Origin of the sequence: Novosphingobium sp., assembly GCF_025351285.1 — a bacterium.
GTDB lineage: Bacteria > Pseudomonadota > Alphaproteobacteria > Sphingomonadales > Sphingomonadaceae > Novosphingobium.
Genome location: NZ_JANXWG010000057.1, coordinates 28,870 through 45,935 on the forward strand (window position 1 = coordinate 28,870; position 17,066 = coordinate 45,935).

Sequence of the window (17,066 nt, forward strand, 5' to 3'; positions counted from 1 at the left end):
GCTATCAGGTGAATGAACGGCAAAAACGACAACGCCGGCCGGATAGGTCCGACCGGCGCTGGAAATTGAGAAACTTCAGCCGCTTATTCGGCGGCCATCGCCTGGTCCGCGATATATTCGTCGACCATCTGCGAGGCCACGTCGTCGCTGAACTGCTGCGGCGGGTGCTTGCAGAAATAGGCCGAAGGCCCGATCAGCGCGCCACCATCGCCGCGATCCAGCGCGATCTTGCAGCAACGGATCGCATCCATCACGCAGGCAGCCGAATTGGGGCTGTCTTCGACAGATAGGCGAAGTTCCAGGTTCATCGGGACATTGCCCCACTGGTTGCCTTCAAGGCGCAGGAAGCAGAGCTTGTTGTCCTTCTGCCATGGCACATAATCCGAAGGCCCGACGTGGATATTCTCGTCGGCAAGCCGCTGCGCCAGCATGGCCTGCACGGCTTCGGTCTTCGATTCCTTCTTGCTGCCCAGCCGCTGACGGTCGAGCATGTTCATGAAATCGGTATTGCCACCGGTGTTGAGCTGGTACGTCCGTTCGACATTCACGCCGCGCGCGCCGAACAGGCTCGACAGCACGCGGTGCACGATGGTTGCACCGATCTGCGCCTTGATGTCGTCACCCACGATCGGGATGCGCTTGGCGCGGAACCGGGCTTCCCATTCCGGACGGCTGGCGATGAATACCGGCATGCAGTTGACCACCGCAACACCCGCTTCGAGCGCGCATTCCATATAGAATTCGGTGGCCGTTTCCGAACCCACGGGCAGGAAGTTGAGCAGCACTTCGGCGCGCGAATCGCGCAGCGCGGCCACGATGCCTTCATGCGTCGCTTCGGGCGCATCGGACACAATGAAGCCGCGTTCGCCCATCCCGGTCATGTGATCGGCAACCCCGTCAAGGATCTTGCCCATCACGACCTTGACGCCGCCAGCCGGCACATCACTTTGAAAAACAGCGGTATTGTTCGGCGCGGCGAAGATCGCCTCCGACAAATCCATGCCTACCTTGCGAGCGTCGACATCGACACCCATGACAAACTCGACATCTCCTGCGCCATAGCCGCCGATGCGGTCATGGATCAGGCCTTGCGACGAGTTGTTGATACGATAGTAGGCAACCCCCTGAACCAGCGAACTGGCGCAGTTACCCACACCGATCACCGCCACCCTGATTGGCTTCATTTACGATTGTCCCTTCGCGCGCTCACGCTTTGGCACGCGTGCGCTGTAACAGTTACGCCTCATTTCCAAATTGTAGCCCAAAAGCAAGCAAATTCCCCAAAGCGCCCTGCGGTGATACACCTTGTTACCGTTGCTGCGCTGTGATGACGCGCACCACGGCGATCAACCAGAGAAACGCGGCGAGCGCAAAAAGTTCCAGGATCTGGCTGGCAAACCCGGCGACGATCATCACCACGAACACCAGCGCGAAGAAGTCGCGGCTGGTGATGAAAGTGGCCGCACGCATCAATTGCGAAGGCGGCTTGGTCGAGCCTGACCGATAATGGTCCTTGATCACGTCGAAAGTGAACGGCCCACCGCGCCGGGCCGAAATCCGCCCGATCAGAGCCAGTCCCAGGGCGAGCGCGCACAGTCCTGCAAAGCCGACGCTGGCGCTGCGAAATTCGCCCTGCATCGCCAGGTTGAGCGCCAGCCCCAGCACGAACGCCAGGTTCGTTAGCGCGTCTATCACGCTGTCTATCAATGCACCGCTGCGCGAAGTCTGGAACGTGGCCCGCGCGATTTCACCGTCGACTCCATCAACGATCGACGCCGACTGAAACAGCAGCGCGCCCCAGACCTGGCCCGATCGCGTTCCCGACGTCAGCGCGACAACCATGGCGAGTGCCAGCGCCGCCGTGCAGAATGTGGCATGAATCGGACGGACGCCGGCAAACCGCAGCACGACTGAGGAGATCGCGCGCGAAATCGGCCGGTTGATCCAGCGCGAAACGATCCCGTCTCCGGGCTTGGCCGTGGCGCGCAAGATTGATCGACCGGCGGTTGCGAGCCGTGGTACAGCTTTGCTCTGGCTTTGTATCACCCTTGCGCAGGCCAGTGGCGCGTCTTCGGGGCTCACAACCTGACCGATCCTTCGCTCGCCCCCACCGTCGATCAACGCGAAGATCTGGGTGCGGTTCGGCATCGTCGTGCCATCGAGAACCAGAACCGTTCCGCTCGATTCTGCTTCGCGCCGATCCGCTGGTCCGAAATCGACCGCCAGCGCTCCCGCCAATCGCGCGATTTCGGCCCGCAGATGTTCGCTGGGTACCCATGGGCTGTCTGCGGCGAAGCGACAGGACGTCATGCCCGCCAGTTCGACTTCCCTCGCCACGCGCGCTGCGGCAGGTACGCCTGCCACCAGGCGTTCGCCATGGTTCGGGCTGGCAAAGGCGACGATCGCCCCGGCCGGCAACCGGGGCGGCAGACCAAAGACATCATCTTGCCGTGGTGGCGGAACGATGGTCGTTTTCCTTATGCCGTATTCGTGCATGGTTGGTCAGACGAACCGGACGTACTATAGGTAAGCGCGGGGGCGTGGCCAAGCGGGCGACGCGGGGTGATACAAACTGATGCAAACAGCCAATCTGAGCGCGGGCGACGCGATGCCAAGTGGACCCTCGGCTGGCCTTCCCGATCCGGCGCCGGCCAAACCCAATACCCGGCCGACCGAACTGCAGGACCCGCTCAACCTCTATATCTACCATCCGCTGGCACGGCGCCTTGCGCGGGCACTGTCACACACACCGGTTACGCCCAACATGGTTTCGGTGTTCGGCGGGCTGATGGTGGTTGCCGCCGGCGTGATCTACTGGGGCATGGATTTGTGGGGTTGGGCCTGGCCGGTCGGCGCGCTGACGGGGATGGCGCTGCATCTGGGCTGGCACGTGGTCGATGGCGCCGATGGCGATCTTGCGCGCATGACAGGCCGCGCCAGCCCGATCGGCGAAATCGTCGACGGCATCTGCGATTATGCCAGCCATATCGTGATGTATTTCCTGCTGGCTTTTTTCCTGCAACGGTCGATCGGCGGATTCGCCTGGCCGATCATGGTCACGGCAGGGGTGAGCCACGTGGTGCAATCCAACCATGTCGAGGTCGAGCGGCGATTCTATCTCGCGTGGGTCTATGGCGTGCCATGGTTGCATCACACGCAGACCAGGACCAACGGCTTGACCGGGGCGATGCAATTCTTTCGTCCGTTCGTGGCACTGTATTTGCGCCTGGCCGCAGGCCTGACCCCGCGTGCCGAGCGGATCGATGCCGCGGTCAGCACAGCGGCCGGCGATGCCACCAAGCTTGCCCGAATCAGGACGATCATCGGCGAGGAACGGCGGCCATTGCTCCCGCTGCTCAAGATCATGGGCCCCAACCCGCGCGCAATCGTGCTGGGACTGGGGATGATAGCGGGCAGTCCCTTGTGGTTTTTCGGCTACCAGGCGCTCGTGCTGAACGCGCTGATGGCGCTGTCGCTCGTGCTGCACGATCGTGCCGCAAAGCGGATAGGTGTGCGGTTGGCGTCGGAAGAATTGTTCGAAAACTGAAACCCCCGCGCTTCAACTCACGCGAAATCGCGCCAGTGAAAGCGCATCGGGCCGGCGCCTGACCCAGATGCCGATGATCAGCGCATAGCTGGCAAGCGCAGCCAGCGGCGGCAGCAAGGCAACCGCCGTCGGTGGGAAGCCCGACAATGCAACCCGCAAGCCCCAGCCCGTGATCGCCCCCACACCGGCCGCTACGATCGGCGGAGCTGCATGAAGCGAATGGTGCCGGATGCCGAAATCCGCCAGCCACGACCGTCGCAGCCATACCGCAACCATGGCCGCGATCAGCACGGCCAGCGCAGCCGCATCGATGCCCAGCCGTGATGCCAGTGGCGGAATCACGATCACCGTCACTGCGATCATCGCCGAATTGATCGCCAACGCCCGCGCGGGCCGCAGATAGTAGATGATCATCTCACCCACCCCGAACGCACCATTCAGCGTCTCGGCCAACGACAGCGCAATCAGCGCCGCATAGCCCCCGGTATAACGTGGCCCAAACAGCGCGAGCAGTGGCTCGCCCGCTGCCACCATCAGCAGCACCACCGCCAGTTGCGCGGTCAGGATCATGCGCGTTGCGGCGGCGGTTGCGGCGCCGGTCTCGATCTCGCCCGCATGCGACAGGGTTCGGGCGATGATCGGGGTCAGGATGCCGTCGAACGCCTGCCGCACTTGCAGGATCGGCGTGCGCAACTGGCGGATCACCCCATAGACGCCCGCCGCCGCGTCGCCCAGCGTCAGCCCCACCAGATAGAGATCGGCCCGCTGTGCCAGCGCGGTCAGTGCGTCGCTTCCGCTCGCGGTCAACAACCCGGTCGACCGCGCCATCAATTGGCCCGGGTGCGGGCGCCAGCCTGCCAGCGCAAAGCCGCCGAACGTGCGCCGCGCGCTCCACAGCGCATAGATGGCCAGCACGAACGACCCGGCGGCATAGCCGACCAGCAATCCGCTCGCGTACCATCCCATGCCCCAGGCCATCGCCGCCACAGCCGTGCCGACATAAGGCTCGATCGCGCCCCGGCCCGCAACTTCGTAGCGCATCACGTGCTTCCAGCGGGTCGCGGCCAGCGCAATGTCGGCGATCACTTGCCCGGCCAGCGCCGGCGCCAGCGCGGCGAGCGCGAACCGGGTTCCGCCCGAAACCACCCCGGCGGGCAGGGCGAGCGACGCCGCCAGAATGACAAGCGCCACGATCAAGGTGCCCAAGATGCCGATCACCAGCGCATCGAGCAGCACGTGCGCCGGGTTTCTGGAACCGGCCTCCTGCTCAAGCCACGGGAAGATCATGCGCTTAAGGCCGAGGCTGGCGATCGGCACCGCCAGTTCGACCACCGCCACCGCCAGGCTGAACGCGCCATAAGTCGCTGCGCCGTAAAGATGCGCGCCGATCCACAGGAAACCGGCGCGCGCGGCAAAGCGCAGCACGAAGCTGAGCGCATTGGTGCCCGCGCCGCGAACGATGACTTTCTGAGGCCCCGCCGCCATTGTTACTGTCAGGCCTCGGCGGGAGTTCGCTTGAGCCCCAGCAGCACCACCGCCAGGCACAGCGCCTCGATCAGCACCCACACCAGCCCCGGCTTGTGGTTATAGAGCCATACGCCGACAGCGGGCGAAACGATATAGGCCGAGCCGTTGACGGCTGCGACGATCCCGGCCGCCTGGCCCTGTTCGGCCGGGCTGACTGCCAGGCTGGCTCCCGAGGTAAATCCGGGCCGAAACAGGCCGAAGCCCATCGAAGTCACCGCAAAGCCGGTAGCGATCATGTGCAGATCGTTGCCGGCCGCGATCATCAACGTACCCACCGCGCCCAGCACCATGCCCCACAGCGTCGATGTTCGCGCACCCAGACCCAGCGTCGGAATCAGGCCCCATTGCGCCAGCAGCGTCGCGAAGGCGCCCACCATCAGCACCAGACCGACCGGGCCCGCGCCGGCCTCGGGATGCTGGCGCAGCCCCAACCGGTCGAGCAGCAAAAAGCCGATCACACCCAGCACGATCGCCTGGGCCTGTCCGCCCAGAAAACCCGCAACCAGCCACGTCCGCAACCGTGGATCGCGCCAGCTCAACCGGCTGGCGCCCTGTTCGAGCGGTTCGGCCGAAGGCAGTTCGTCGGGTGAGCCGTCGGGATGTTCGTGATCCATGCGCGGATTGTCGCTGGCGCCGAACGGCTCGGAGACAATCTCGCCACGCGCGGCATAGCGGGGGGTATCGTCGGGCAAGCGCAGCCGCAGCGCCACCAGCACGATGACAGCGAGCAACGTGAACCCCATGAACGGCCCGGTCAGGCCCAGTCCGGTGGCGGCCATGCCGGGCAGGATCAGGAACGGTGCCAGTGCCGGGCCGATCACCGTGCCCAGCCCAAAGCTCGATGCGACCATCGACAGCGCCTTGGTCCGTTCGGCCCGGCTGGTGCGGCTGGCGACATAAGCCTGCACCGCCGGCGGGGCGGCCGAACCGAACGTCCCGTAAAGCGACCGCGCAAGCGCGAACAGCAGCATGGTGGCAACGCCGCTCACGACATGCTTGAGGCCCAGCGCGAGCACGCCGCCGCACAGCGCGAACGACAGCGAAAACCCGGTCAGGCCCAACGCCATCATCGCCTTGCGCCCGCGCTTGTCCGATCGGCGCGCCCAGAACGGCGCCAGGATCATCCACAGCAATGCCGACCAGGTGTAAGCCAGGCTGACCCATACATCGGCCACGCCCAGCCGGGTGCCGATCGACGGCATCACCGATTGCATCGCGGTATTGCCCGCGGCGGTGACCAGCATGACCATGAACAGCAACGCCATCCGGTCACGCGGCAGCCGGGTTTCGATCGTGGTTTCGGGCATCGTGGATTCGGGCATCGTGCTCTCGTGCAGGGCAGTTCGCTCTATTTGCGTCGGCAGGTCCGCAACGGTGCAGGAACCGCCCTGCAACTGACCCGTTCATGGCTCTAACGCAATCACTTCCGCATGCTATCGGCTTGCCAATCCCGGGCGAATTTGCGACGTCCCCGATTGCCATAGTCCTGTCATCACCCTTTTTCAGGGCCGGTGCGACGGCTGCAACTAGGAACTCTCCTCGATGAGCCCTGCTCGATGACCCAGACCCAGGCCGCGGCCGAACCCTTCGCCGCTCGCGCAAAACGCAGGGCGGAGCGCATGTTTGGCCAGTGGGGCGTGTTCTTCAGAGGCTTTCTCAAGCACCCGACGATGGTCGGCTCGATCATCCCGTCATCGCGATTCACGATCGACAAGATGCTCGCCCCGGTCGATTGGGACGCGTGCAAGCTGTTCGTCGAATATGGCCCCGGCGTGGGCACGTTCTGCCGGCCGGTGCTCGATCGCTTGCGCCGCGACGGAAGCCTGATCGTGATCGACACCAACGAACTGTACATCGCCTACCTCCAGCGCGAAACCCGTGACAGCCGGTTCAGCGCGGTGCTGGGTTCAGCCGCTGACGTTGAAGCAATCGTCCGCGCGCATGGGCACGAACACGCCGATTATGTGCTGTCCGGCCTGCCTTTTTCGACACTTCCCGATGGCGTCGGCCCGGCGATTGCCGAAGCCACGTGGCGCGTGCTGCGCCCGGGCGGGGCGTTCCTGGTCTACCAGTTCACTGCGCGCGCCCGTGATTTCATGGCGAAGCATTTCCACAGGATCGATGCGGGCTACGAATTCTGGAACGTGCTGCCGTGCAAGCTGTTCTGGGGCTGGAAGGACTGAAGCGAGACGGCGCAGGCTTCAAAGGTCGCTCTTCCGCGGGTTTTGCAACAAGCTCCTAGTCGAACGTAGAGGCCATCTCGATGTCGGTCGGGCCCGCCAACTGGCGGTGGACCGCGGCCAGGATAGCCCCTGCGTAGACCATCGCGCCGGCCACCATCGTGCTTGAAACCATGGCGGCGCCCAGCCGTTGCCCTTCGCCCGGCATGGTCAGCGCCAGCACCACGCCGACGAACAGCAGGGTCAACCTGGCAACCAGCAAGAACAGCAACAGCGCGAGCAGCAGGAACGAAGCAAGGCGCAACCCACTGCCTTGTGTGAGTTTCCAACTGCGCCGCAAGGCCACGACTGGATTGCGTTCATGTTCGCATGCCAGCACGGGTGCCACCAGTGCCATCCGCAAGCCCACCGTAGCCGCAAGCGCGAACACCATCATCACCAGCGCCGATGCCACCGCAGTGCTGCCGATGACACCGGCCAGCACGGCGATCACCACGAACATGGCCAGCAGCAACAACATGATAAGGATCTGCGCCCCGAAATAGGGCAGCGTTGCCAGCGCGCCCTTGCGGATCGCTGTCGCGACGGTCGGGCGTGAGCGATCGGTCATCACGATGATGACGATCATCAGCCCCGCCGTCTGGACCAGTGACATCGGCAGTTGCAGTGGCATGGCGCGCCAAAAGGCTGCTGCCAGTATCTCCATCTGTTCCCGCTGGGGCGCATCCAGCGGAAGCTGGGTTTCAGGAATAAAGAATGCGACTGCAAGTTGGGGAAGCAGGATGAAAACCCCGGCAATCGCAACCAGCATGTCGCGATTGGTGGCGACGAGGCGCACCGCGCTCTTCCAGGCTTCGGAAATATCGAGCTGGTTCAAGCGCCGCTTCCTCGTTTGCAGGTTGCATCCGGCCTGCAACGGGTGGGCCGGCTGGCAGGTCTTCGCTGCGCTTGCCACTTGCCTTGGCGCGCGGCAAGCGCCATCGCCCAACGGGAATGACGACCCACCCCGCACCCATTGCCGACACGATCCCTGATCGAAGCGCCATCGAAGTGCGCTGCGATCACGCGCCGGTGCCCTATCGCCAGGCGCTGGCGGAGATGACCGACCGCAATGCCGCAATCTCGCAGCACCGGCTGAGCGAACTGGTGTGGCTGCTCGATCATCCACCGGTCTACACCGCCGGCACCAGCGCCGATCCGGCCGAGCTGCTCGATCCCCGGTTCGAGGTGGTCAAGGCCGGGCGCGGCGGGCGCTATACCTATCATGGGCCGGGTCAGCGGATCGGATATGTCCTGCTCGACCTGACGCGCCGCGCGCGTGATGTGCGCGGCTATGTCCACGCGCTGGAAGGCTGGGTGATCGATACGCTGGGTGGTTTCGGGCTGGAGGCATGGCGCGCCGATGGCCGGATCGGAATATGGACGCTCGGGCCCGACGGGCGCGAGGCCAAGATCGGCGCGATCGGCGTGCGCATTCGCAAGTGGGTGACGATGCACGGATTTTCGGTCAACCTGTCGCCCGACTTGTCGCACTTCGGCGGAATCGTGCCGTGCGGGATCGAAGAATTCGGGGTGACCAGCCTGGCGGCGCTGGACTACGATGTTTCGGCCGAAGCGTGGGATCGGGCCTTGCTCGCGCGGATGGACGCGTTTCTGGACCGGCTCGATCAGCGGTGTCCGGCCGGGAACGAGGCCGTCAGCAAACCGTCGGAGAAGAACGCATGAGCATGGCGCGAATGGTACTGGTGCTCGCTTGCCTGGCCGTCTCGGCCTGCGGGGCTGCGAAAAAGCCCGAAGACGCCGGCAATGCCACTGGCAAGGTGCTCGCCGGATCGATCAGCGATGCGATGATCAATCTTGACCAGTCGCACGCCGAAGCCCCCCTGGCCGGCCTCGGCTCGGGCGTGCCGGTTGGCGAGAACGAAGCGGCACGCAATCTGCTGGCGCCAGCGGGCGCGGACGTCGCAGCGGATGCCGGCGCTGCCGGTAGCGACGCACCGGCCGTACCTCAGGACCGTCCAACCAAGGCCGCGCCTGCCGCCATCGCGCCGAAACCAGCGGAAAAGGTGGCCGAGCCAGCAGCAAATCCCGCAAAGCCCCTGGCCAAGCCCACCGCCAGCACGCCCGCCAAAGCCAGGCCCAAACCCGCGTTCAGCAAGCCCAGCGACGACGGCGGCGCCTGACCTCGCAAGGGCAGAGCGCCACCGTCGGGACGATCAGGCGTCGACGGACGCCATCGTCGGGTAATCGATGTAGCCTTCGGGGCCGGGCATGTACCAGCTCTTGGGCACGTTCACATTGGGCGCGAACGCTGACCCCACGCGAATGCGCTCGACCAGGTCGGGGTTCGAGATGAACGGCCGGCCGAAGGCTATCGCGTCGGCGCGCCCTTCGCTGACATCGGCATCGGCCAGTGCTGCATCGTAATCGCTGTTGAGCACGAGCGGGCCCTTGTAGATCGAGCGGATCAGCGGATTTTGCTTGGGCACGTCGGTGCGCCCGAAGGTTCCGTTCGGACCGGGCTCGCGCAGTTCGAGGAATGCTATCCCGAGGTCCTGGACGACCCGCGCGGCCTCGCCGAACACCGCTGACGGATTGCTGTCATCGGCACCCTGCGATTCGCCGTTGGGCGAAAGCCGCAAGCCCACCCGATCGGCGCCCCACACCGAAATCAGCCGTTCGAGCACTTCGCGCAGCAGCCGCACGCGGTTGGCCGGGCTGTCGCCGTAAGCATCCTCGCGCAAGTTGGTGCCGTCGCGCAGGAACTGGTCGATCAGGTAGCCGTTCGCGCCGTGCAATTGCACCCCGTCGAACCCGGCCTTCTTGGCGTTGGCGGCAGCGTGGCCGTAATCATCGACCACGCGGGCGATTTCATCGATGCCGAGCGCGCGCGCCGGTTCGAACAGCTTGGTGCCTTCGGGTGTATGGGCATTGCCCGGCGCGCACGTGGCCGAAGCCGAAACCGGCGGATTGCCGCCGAGGAAATCGGGGTGGACCAGCCGCCCCATGTGCCACATCTGCAGCACGATCCGCCCGCCGGCCTGGTGCACGGCCTCGATCACGGGCTTCCAGCCTTCGACTTGCGCGTCGGTCCAGATGCCCGGCGCAGCGGGCCAGCCGAGCCCTTCGACGCTGATCCCGGTGGCTTCGGAGATGATCAGCCCGGCGCTGGCGCGCTGGCGATAATATTCGACCATCATGGCGTTGGGCACCGAACCGGGTGAGGCGCGGCCGCGCGTGAGCGGCGCCATCAGGATGCGGTTGGGTGCCTCGATGGCGCCCAGAGTGATCGGTTGGAAAAGCACGTCGTGCATGTTGGGAAATTCTCCATCTTGGCGGCCAGTCCCGTCGTTGGGGCTGCAAAACCGCTGCACCTTGAAGCCCAACCCGGCTACGGCGTCAGAATGGCGAACGCAAGAACAGTTGCAGATCAGGACGCAACTTCGACTCCTCTGGTCAAAAGCGGACCTTTCGCGGCGCTGATGCTCGGCAACCTGGCGCTTGCGCTCGGGCCATGGTCGGTGCGGCTGGCCGATTGCGGGCCGGTGTCGTCGGCGTTCTGGCGCCTTGCACTGGCCTTGCCGCTGCTCGCGCTGTTTGCCCGCCGTGCTGGCCAGCCGCTGGGTGGATTGACCCGCAAGGGCTGGCTGGCGGTGGCAGCGGCGGGCGTACTGTTCGCGCTCGATCTCGCAAGCTGGCACTTGGGGATCGAGCGCACCCGTCTGGGCAACGCCACGCTGTTCGGCAATTCGGGCAGCGTGATCCTGATGGTCTGGGGCTTGATCGCGCTCCACCGGCGGCCCCGCAAGGGCGAATGGGCGGCGCTGGCTTTTGCGCTGGGCGGCGCGGCGATTCTCCTCGGCCGTTCGGTCGAGATCGGCACGCGCACGCTGACCGGCGATCTGTTCTGCATTCTCGCGGGGTTTCTCTACACCTTCTACATCCTGCTGTTGCAAAGCGCGCGGGTGCGGACCGGCCACTGGACACTGCTGTTCCACGCCACGCTGGCCGGAACGCTGGTGCTGCTGGCAATCGGCATCCTGCGTGGCGAGCCGGTCATTCCTCAAGGTCATTGGCCGCACGCGTGGTGGCCGCTGGTGGTGCTGGCGCTGGGCAGCCAGGTCATCGGGCAGGGGCTGGTGGTCTATGCCTTGCGCCACTTCTCGACGTTGTTCATCGGCCTTGCGCTGCTGAGCCAGCCCGCAGTCGCGGTGCTGGTCGGCTGGTTCGTGTTCCACGAATCGCTGGTGCCGATCGACTTGCTCGGCATGGTGCTGGTGGGCGCCGGGTTGGTTCTGGCACGCGGCAGTTCGGGGAGCGAGACGGTTGCGGCAGACTGACAGCCGTTGGAAATCGGCAAAACCGCATGGGAGAGATGCTATGTTGAAAGCTGCATTCAAGCTGACCGCCGCGATTGCGCTGGCGGTATCGCTTGCGCCATTCGCGGCCTCAGCACGCACCATGCCGCCATCGGCCGAAAGTGTGCGTTTCGACGCGCTCGCGAAGCGCTACATAGAGGAACTGACGCAACGCAGCCCCGTCACCGCAACCCAGCTTGGAGACCATCGCAATGACGATCGGCTGTCCGACGTCACGGCGAAAGGCCGCGCCAGCCGGCAGGCGCAATGGGAAGCGATGCTTGCCGAGCTTGGCATGGTCGACCGCGCCAGGCTGAGCCCCGAAGGCCAAGTGGACGCACTCCTGCTCGCGAATGATCTGCGGTCCAGCTTGTGGACCGATCGCGAGTTGCAGGAATGGGCCTGGAACGCCCAGATCTACAACGATGAAGCCGCGGGTTCGCTCTATGTGCTCGCCGCGCGCGACTTCGCGCCGTGGCCGCAGCGGCTCAAGTCGGCGACCGCGCGGATGGAGGCGATTCCTGCCTACCTGGCCGAATCACGCCGGCAACTGGTGCCCGCGCGGGTTCCGCTGGTTTATGCACAACAGGTCGCTAGGCAGAACGCGGGCATCGTCGAGATTGCACAGGGCATGATCGCGCCTCATGCCAGCGAGCTTTCGGGCGCAGACCGCGCGCGGTTCGATGCGGCGCTGGCCGGGCTCAGGGCGGCTGTGGCTGAGCAACAGACCTGGCTCGATACCGTGCTGGTGCCGCAAGCCAAGGGCGATTTCCGGCTGGGCCCGGCGCATTACGACACCAAGATGGCGTTCGGACTGCAATCGAGCCTGACCCGGCCCGAGCTCAAGGCGCGCGCAGTCAAGGCGATGACCGCGATCCGCGCCGAGATGTACGCGATCTCGCGCAAAGTGCTGGCGGGCAAGGCCGGTGCGCCGCCTCTGCCCGACGCGCCCAGCGCAGCGCAGCAACAAGCCGCGATTGAAGCCGCGTTGGCGCTCAGTTATGCCCAGCACCCGCCGCGCGCCGCGCTGGAACAGGCGGCACGCGACGCGCTTGTCCAGGCCACGGCATTCGTGCGCGCCAAAGGCTTCGTCGGCATGCCCGACGGGCCGGTCAAGGTCATCACCATGCCCAAGTTCCAGCAGGGCAATGCGGTCGCCTACGATGACCCGCCGGGTGCGCTCGAACGCAACCAGGCCAACTTTTTCGCGGTTTCACCGATTCCGGCCGAGTGGACCGACGCGCAGGCGACGTCGTTCCTGTCCGAATACAACGCCTTCATGATCCAGGATCTGGCCATTCATGAGGCCATGCCGGGGCATTACCTGCAACTCGATCACGCCAACCGCGATCCATCGTCGCTTCGCGCTGTGCTCTCTTCGGGCCCATTCGTCGAAGGCTGGGCGGTCTATGCCGAAGCGATGATGAAGGACGAGGGGTACATGAAAAGCGACCCGTTGTTCCAGCTCACCGTGCTCAAGATGCGGCTGCGCTCGGTGAGCAACACGCTGCTCGATATCGGCATCCACACCGAAGGCATGACTCGCGAACAGGCGATGGAACTGATGACCAAAGGCGCCTTCCAGCAGGAGCGCGAGGCCGCGGGCAAGTGGATTCGCGCCAGTCTGTCCTCGGTCCAGTTGCTGTCCTATTTCACTGGATACGAGGAACACAGGGCGCTTCGCGAAGAGGTTCGCGCAAAATTGGGCAAGGCTTTCAGCTTGCGCAGCTACAACGATGCGGTGCTGGCCTACGGCTCTCCGCCGGTGAAGTACGTCCGCGAATTGCTGCTGGACCTGCCGATCAAATAGGCGGTCGCGCGGCGGTTAGTCCCTCAACCCCATCAGCTCCCGCCGAAGGAACCCGTGCAGCATCGCTGCGCGCAGGGCGTCCTCGGCGTGATTGCCGCCCACCGAGTGCCCGCCTTCGCGGGCTTCGTGGAACTCCACCGGGTTGCCCAGCTCCATCAGCCGTGCCGCCATCTTGCGCGCGTGGCCAGGGTGGACGCGGTCGTCCTCGGTCGAGGAATAGAAGAACACCGGCGGGTAGCGCACACCGCTCCGGACGTTCTGGTAGGGCGAGTATTTGCGGATGAACGCCCAATCCGCCGTCTTGTCGGGATCGCCGTATTCGGCTATCCACGACGCGCCCGCGAGCAGGTGCGAATAGCGCTGCATGTCTTCCAGCGGCGATCCGGCGATCACCGTGCCATAGAGATCGGGCCGCTGCGTCATGGCCACGCCGACCAGCAAACCGCCGTTCGAGCGGCCTGAGATCGCGATCTTCTTCTTGAGCGTCACCTTGGTGCGGACGAGGTCTTCGGCCACGGCGTAGAAGTCATCGAAGGCCTTCTGGCGATTCTCGCGCAGTACCGCGTCGTGCCACGCTGGGCCGTATTCGCCGCCGCCGCGGATGTTGGCGAGGACATAGGCATTGCCGTCCTCGAGCCACGACAGCGCCAGCGGCCCCGAACGGTAGGGTTCGGTGGTCAGGTACGTCGGCGTCTGCGGTACGCGGAAGCCGCCATAGGCGTGGATCAGTGCTGGCACCGGGTGCGTCACGCCCTTGGGCCGCGCGAGGAAATAGGGCACGCGGGTGCCGTCCTTCGATTTCGCGAAGCGCTGTTCGACCGTGAAGCGACTGGCATCGAACTTCGCGGGCAGCGACTGTACCGGTTTCACGGTTCCGTCGGCGCTGGCGGCAAAGAGCGTCGGCGGGGTGAGAAAGCTTTCGACTTGCGCAAAGGCCAGGTCACGCCCGTCGGCGGCGCCCGCAAGCGCCACGGCGGCATTGGCGGGCAAGGCGATCGCCTGCGCGGACCAGCGCCCGTCGATATTGGGGGTGAGCGCCAGCAGCTTGCCCGAAACGTTGTCGAGCAGCTTGATCCACAGCACGTGATCGGTGGAATTGACTTCCTCGATCGCTTGCGTGCGCGTGGGTGTGAATACCACTTCGGGCGTGCCCGGCTTGCCCGCCAGCACATCGGCGGTTTTCCAGGCGACCAGCGTACCCGCCGAAATCTTGCCCAACGGCTTGTTGAGATAGGCGATCATCCGGCCGCCGACGGTGGCGCGCAAGTCGGCTGTGTCGGGCAGCGGGGTGGGCTTGAAGCTGCCATCTTCGGTCCGGATCAGCGTGTCGGCGGTGTAGAAGGTCTTGCCGCGGACGATGAACACGTGGCGGACTTCGCCTTCGGACAGCACCGTCGGCTGGATGCCCACGTCGGTCGGCTGCCCTTCGAGCACGAGGCCGGCGCTGGACAGCGGAGTGCCGCGCTGCCAGCGGCGGACCTGCTTGCCGTAGCCCGAAGTGGTCAGCGTGCCCGGCCCGAAGTCGCTGCGCAACAAGAGCGTGTCGGCGTCTTCCCAGGCGGCCGACGTCTTGGCGAGCGGGACCGAAAAGCCGCCTGCCACAAAGCTGCGCGTCTTCATGTCCCATTCGCGCACCACGGCCGCATCGCCGCCGCCCGGGCTGAGCGCAACAAGGCAGCGCTTGTAAGCGGGCGCAAGGCAATCGGCGCCATGCCAGACGTAGCTCTTGCCCTCGGTCTTGCCGAGCGCATCGACGTCGATTAGCACCTGCCACTGCGGCTTGCCGGCAAGATAGGCGTCGAGCGTTGCGCTGCGCCACTGCCCGTGCGGATGAGCGGCATCGCGCCAGAAGTTGACGACCTGATCACCCAGCACGGCATCTGGTTGCGCGATCTGGCGTTCGTCATCGAGAATGTCATGCGCGCGGGCGCGGTCGGACTCAAAGCGCGCGCCGTGGGCATATTTTGCCTCGGTCGTCGCGTTCCATTTCGTGACCGACTCGAGCGCTTTGGCGCCATGGATGTCCTCGAGCCATACGTATGGCTCGGGCGAGTCGGCAGCCAGAAGTGGGGCGGCAACGAGTGCGAGCAACGCGGCGAGTGTGTGGATCGACTTCATGGTTGCATCCGTAACCGGAGCAGCCATGCGTTGTCGCGCAGTTTCTCGGCAGGCTGATTATCTCGCGCCCAGATCACCTTGGCCCACCGTACCCGCCGCCATCTCGAGCATCCGGTCGAGGCTCTTGCGCGCATCGAGCCGCAGGCTTTCCTCGATCTCTACCCGTGGCTTCAGGTCGCGCAGCGAGAGGTATAGCTTCTCGAGCGTGTTGAGCGCCATGTAGGGGCAGATATTGCAGTTGCAGTTGCCGTCTGCCCCCGGTGCACCGATGAAGCGCTTGTTCGGCAGCGCGCGTTCCATCTGGTGGATGATGTGCGGTTCGGTCGCCACGATCAGCGTGTCGCCGGGGAACGATTTGGCGAACGCCAGGATGCCGCTGGTCGATCCCACATAGTCGGCGTGGTCGACGATCGTGGGCGGGCATTCGGGATGCGCCGCCACCGGCGCGCCGGGATGCTGCGCCTTGAGCTTGAGCAGTTCGGTTTCCGAGAACGCCTCGTGCACAACGCACACGCCCGGCCACAGCAGCATCTCGCGATCGAATTTGCGGTTGAGATAGCCGCCCAGGTGCCGGTCGGGGCCGAAGATGATCTTCTGGTCCTCGGGGATCTGGTCGAGAATCGTTTCGGCCGATGATGACGTGACGATGATGTCCGAGAGCGCTTTCACCTCGGTCGAGCAGTTGATGTAAGTCAGCGCGATGTGATCGGGGTGTGCTTCGCGGAACTTGCGGAACATTTCGGGCGGGCACGAATCTTCCAGGCTGCACCCGGCGTCCATGTCGGGCAGCACCACGATCTTGTTCGGGCTGAGGATCTTGGCGGTATCGGCCATGAACTTGACCCCGCAGAACGCGATCACTTCGGCGTCGGTGTCCGCGGCCTTGCGGCTGAGTTCGAGCGAATCGCCGACGAAATCGGCGAGGTCCTGGATCTCGGGGCGCTGGTAGTAATGCGCCAGGATCACCGCGTTGCGCTCTTTGCGAAGACGCTCGATCTCGGCGCGGATGTCGACGCCGGCAAGGCTTTCGGTCTGGACAGTCATGCGCGGTTATATGGGCGATTTTCGTCCCGTGACCAAGGGCCCAATCGGCGGTGCGGGAAATTCGAGCCCAGGCACGCGCGCGCCCGGAGCACCCGCGGTGACGCGCGCGTAAATCGCCTCGCCCAGCGGCGAATAGGCGATCGCTTCGTACGCGGCGGTCTGCGCCGCGAAGACTCCGACCGCGACGAGCCACGCCGGGTGAACGCTGCCCCGCACGCGGCGATCGCGGATCATGCCGGCGATGGGAAACACCAGCGACGCGAACCCCGCGGCTTCGAACGCGTAGGGCGTCAGTAGCGGCAACGGCAGCAGCCGCCCGAACGCCGGCCCGGTCAGCAGGGCCATCGCGCCAAGATGGAGCCGGGCGTGCCAGTCGGTCCGGTTGCGCAGCCGCAGTTCCGCTTCGCCGGAACTCCAGCGCCACCGGAGGTCGTCGTGGTTTTCCGGTCCATACCAGCCGCTGCCCGGCTCCACCTGCACCA

14 protein-coding genes and 1 pseudogene are annotated in these 17,066 nt (G+C 65.2%); 6 read left to right on the top strand and 9 right to left on the bottom strand.

All coding sequences use genetic code 11. The features are described from left to right. Nucleotides 1-83 precede the first annotated feature (83 nt). Together Q0R16_RS07140 and Q0R16_RS07145 are read right to left on the bottom strand one after the other, a co-directional pair. The gene (locus Q0R16_RS07140) at nucleotides 84-1,184 is read right to left on the bottom strand and encodes an inositol-3-phosphate synthase (RefSeq protein ID WP_295634183.1); all 1,101 of its coding nucleotides are present in this window, start codon (nucleotides 1,182-1,184) and stop codon (nucleotides 84-86) included. A 124-nt stretch (nucleotides 1,185-1,308) separates the two neighbouring features. Further along, nucleotides 1,309-2,364 (bottom strand): CDP-alcohol phosphatidyltransferase family protein, encoded by a 1,056-nt coding sequence (locus Q0R16_RS07145; RefSeq protein ID WP_295634186.1) that lies wholly within the window; start codon nucleotides 2,362-2,364, stop codon nucleotides 1,309-1,311. 211 nt (nucleotides 2,365-2,575) lie between these two features. Here Q0R16_RS07145 and Q0R16_RS07150 point away from each other — a divergent pair, with 211 nt between their 5' ends. Next, the gene (locus tag Q0R16_RS07150) at nucleotides 2,576-3,547 is read left to right on the top strand and encodes a CDP-alcohol phosphatidyltransferase family protein (protein WP_295634189.1); all 972 of its coding nucleotides are present in this window, start codon (nucleotides 2,576-2,578) and stop codon (nucleotides 3,545-3,547) included. Between the two features lie 12 nt (nucleotides 3,548-3,559). Here the strand turns inward: Q0R16_RS07150 and Q0R16_RS07155 are convergent, their stop codons facing one another. After that, nucleotides 3,560-5,032, bottom strand: a complete 1,473-nt coding sequence (locus Q0R16_RS07155) for a hypothetical protein (RefSeq protein ID WP_295634192.1) — start codon at nucleotides 5,030-5,032, stop codon at nucleotides 3,560-3,562. A gap of 8 nt (nucleotides 5,033-5,040) precedes the next feature. Next, nucleotides 5,041-6,396, bottom strand: coding sequence for an MFS transporter (locus Q0R16_RS07160; RefSeq protein ID WP_295634194.1), 1,356 nt, complete (start codon nucleotides 6,394-6,396; stop codon nucleotides 5,041-5,043). 234 nt (nucleotides 6,397-6,630) lie between these two features. Between Q0R16_RS07160 and Q0R16_RS07165 the strand changes: the two genes are divergently transcribed. Beyond that, entirely contained in the window at nucleotides 6,631-7,257 is a 627-nt protein-coding gene (locus tag Q0R16_RS07165; protein WP_295634197.1) for a methyltransferase domain-containing protein, read from the top strand. 55 nt (nucleotides 7,258-7,312) lie between these two features. Here the strand turns inward: Q0R16_RS07165 and Q0R16_RS07170 are convergent, their stop codons facing one another. Continuing rightward, nucleotides 7,313-8,131, bottom strand: coding sequence for a hypothetical protein (locus Q0R16_RS07170; RefSeq protein WP_295634200.1), 819 nt, complete (start codon nucleotides 8,129-8,131; stop codon nucleotides 7,313-7,315). 116 nt (nucleotides 8,132-8,247) lie between these two features. Here Q0R16_RS07170 and lipB point away from each other — a divergent pair, with 116 nt between their 5' ends. Together lipB and Q0R16_RS07180 are read left to right on the top strand one after the other, a co-directional pair. After that, nucleotides 8,248-8,979, top strand: a complete 732-nt coding sequence (gene lipB, locus Q0R16_RS07175; protein ID WP_295634203.1) for a lipoyl(octanoyl) transferase LipB — start codon at nucleotides 8,248-8,250, stop codon at nucleotides 8,977-8,979. Continuing rightward, entirely contained in the window at nucleotides 8,976-9,437 is a 462-nt protein-coding gene (locus Q0R16_RS07180) for a hypothetical protein (RefSeq protein ID WP_295634207.1), read from the top strand. The genes lipB and Q0R16_RS07180 overlap by 4 nt, the downstream gene beginning before the upstream one ends. 33 nt (nucleotides 9,438-9,470) lie before the next feature. Here the strand turns inward: Q0R16_RS07180 and Q0R16_RS07185 are convergent, their stop codons facing one another. Beyond that, nucleotides 9,471-10,568, bottom strand: a complete 1,098-nt coding sequence (locus Q0R16_RS07185) for an alkene reductase (RefSeq protein ID WP_295634210.1) — start codon at nucleotides 10,566-10,568, stop codon at nucleotides 9,471-9,473. Nucleotides 10,569-10,658: 90 nt separating this feature from the next. Here Q0R16_RS07185 and Q0R16_RS07190 point away from each other — a divergent pair, with 90 nt between their 5' ends. Beyond that, nucleotides 10,659-11,594, top strand: a complete 936-nt coding sequence (locus Q0R16_RS07190) for a DMT family transporter (RefSeq protein ID WP_295634213.1) — start codon at nucleotides 10,659-10,661, stop codon at nucleotides 11,592-11,594. Nucleotides 11,595-11,634: 40 nt separating this feature from the next. After that, on the top strand, nucleotides 11,635-13,422 hold the full coding sequence (locus Q0R16_RS07195) for a DUF885 domain-containing protein (protein WP_295634216.1): 1,788 nt from the start codon (nucleotides 11,635-11,637) through the stop codon (nucleotides 13,420-13,422). Between the two features lie 15 nt (nucleotides 13,423-13,437). Here the strand turns inward: Q0R16_RS07195 and Q0R16_RS07200 are convergent, their stop codons facing one another. The 3 genes and pseudogenes from Q0R16_RS07200 to Q0R16_RS07210 form a co-directional block, all read right to left on the bottom strand. Then, nucleotides 13,438-15,540 (bottom strand): prolyl oligopeptidase family serine peptidase, encoded by a 2,103-nt coding sequence (locus Q0R16_RS07200; RefSeq protein ID WP_295634219.1) that lies wholly within the window; start codon nucleotides 15,538-15,540, stop codon nucleotides 13,438-13,440. A gap of 57 nt (nucleotides 15,541-15,597) precedes the next feature. Then, a complete protein-coding gene (gene nadA, locus Q0R16_RS07205; RefSeq protein WP_295634221.1) occupies nucleotides 15,598-16,584 on the bottom strand; it encodes a quinolinate synthase NadA in 987 nt (328 codons plus the stop codon). A 6-nt stretch (nucleotides 16,585-16,590) separates the two neighbouring features. Beyond that, a pseudogene (locus Q0R16_RS07210) lies at nucleotides 16,591-17,066 on the bottom strand (hypothetical protein); the annotation flags it as partial.

Excerpts from the sequence above, each read along its gene's own strand:
- Q0R16_RS07140 (WP_295634183.1), bottom strand. The coding sequence starts at position 1,184 with ATGAAGCCAATCAGGGTGGCGGTGATCGGTGTGGGTAACTGCGCCAGT.
- Q0R16_RS07150 (WP_295634189.1), top strand. The coding sequence starts at position 2,576 with ATGCAAACAGCCAATCTGAGCGCGGGCGACGCGATGCCAAGTGGACCC.
- Q0R16_RS07155 (WP_295634192.1), bottom strand. The coding sequence starts at position 5,032 with ATGGCGGCGGGGCCTCAGAAAGTCATCGTTCGCGGCGCGGGCACCAAT.
- Q0R16_RS07160 (WP_295634194.1), bottom strand. The coding sequence starts at position 6,396 with ATGCCCGAATCCACGATGCCCGAAACCACGATCGAAACCCGGCTGCCG.
- Q0R16_RS07165 (WP_295634197.1), top strand. The coding sequence starts at position 6,631 with ATGACCCAGACCCAGGCCGCGGCCGAACCCTTCGCCGCTCGCGCAAAA.
- lipB (WP_295634203.1), top strand. The coding sequence starts at position 8,248 with ATGACGACCCACCCCGCACCCATTGCCGACACGATCCCTGATCGAAGC.
- Q0R16_RS07180 (WP_295634207.1), top strand. The coding sequence starts at position 8,976 with ATGAGCATGGCGCGAATGGTACTGGTGCTCGCTTGCCTGGCCGTCTCG.
- Q0R16_RS07185 (WP_295634210.1), bottom strand. The coding sequence starts at position 10,568 with ATGCACGACGTGCTTTTCCAACCGATCACTCTGGGCGCCATCGAGGCA.
- Q0R16_RS07190 (WP_295634213.1), top strand. The coding sequence starts at position 10,659 with ATGGCGAACGCAAGAACAGTTGCAGATCAGGACGCAACTTCGACTCCT.
- Q0R16_RS07195 (WP_295634216.1), top strand. The coding sequence starts at position 11,635 with ATGTTGAAAGCTGCATTCAAGCTGACCGCCGCGATTGCGCTGGCGGTA.
- Q0R16_RS07200 (WP_295634219.1), bottom strand. The coding sequence starts at position 15,540 with ATGAAGTCGATCCACACACTCGCCGCGTTGCTCGCACTCGTTGCCGCC.
- nadA (WP_295634221.1), bottom strand. The coding sequence starts at position 16,584 with ATGACTGTCCAGACCGAAAGCCTTGCCGGCGTCGACATCCGCGCCGAG.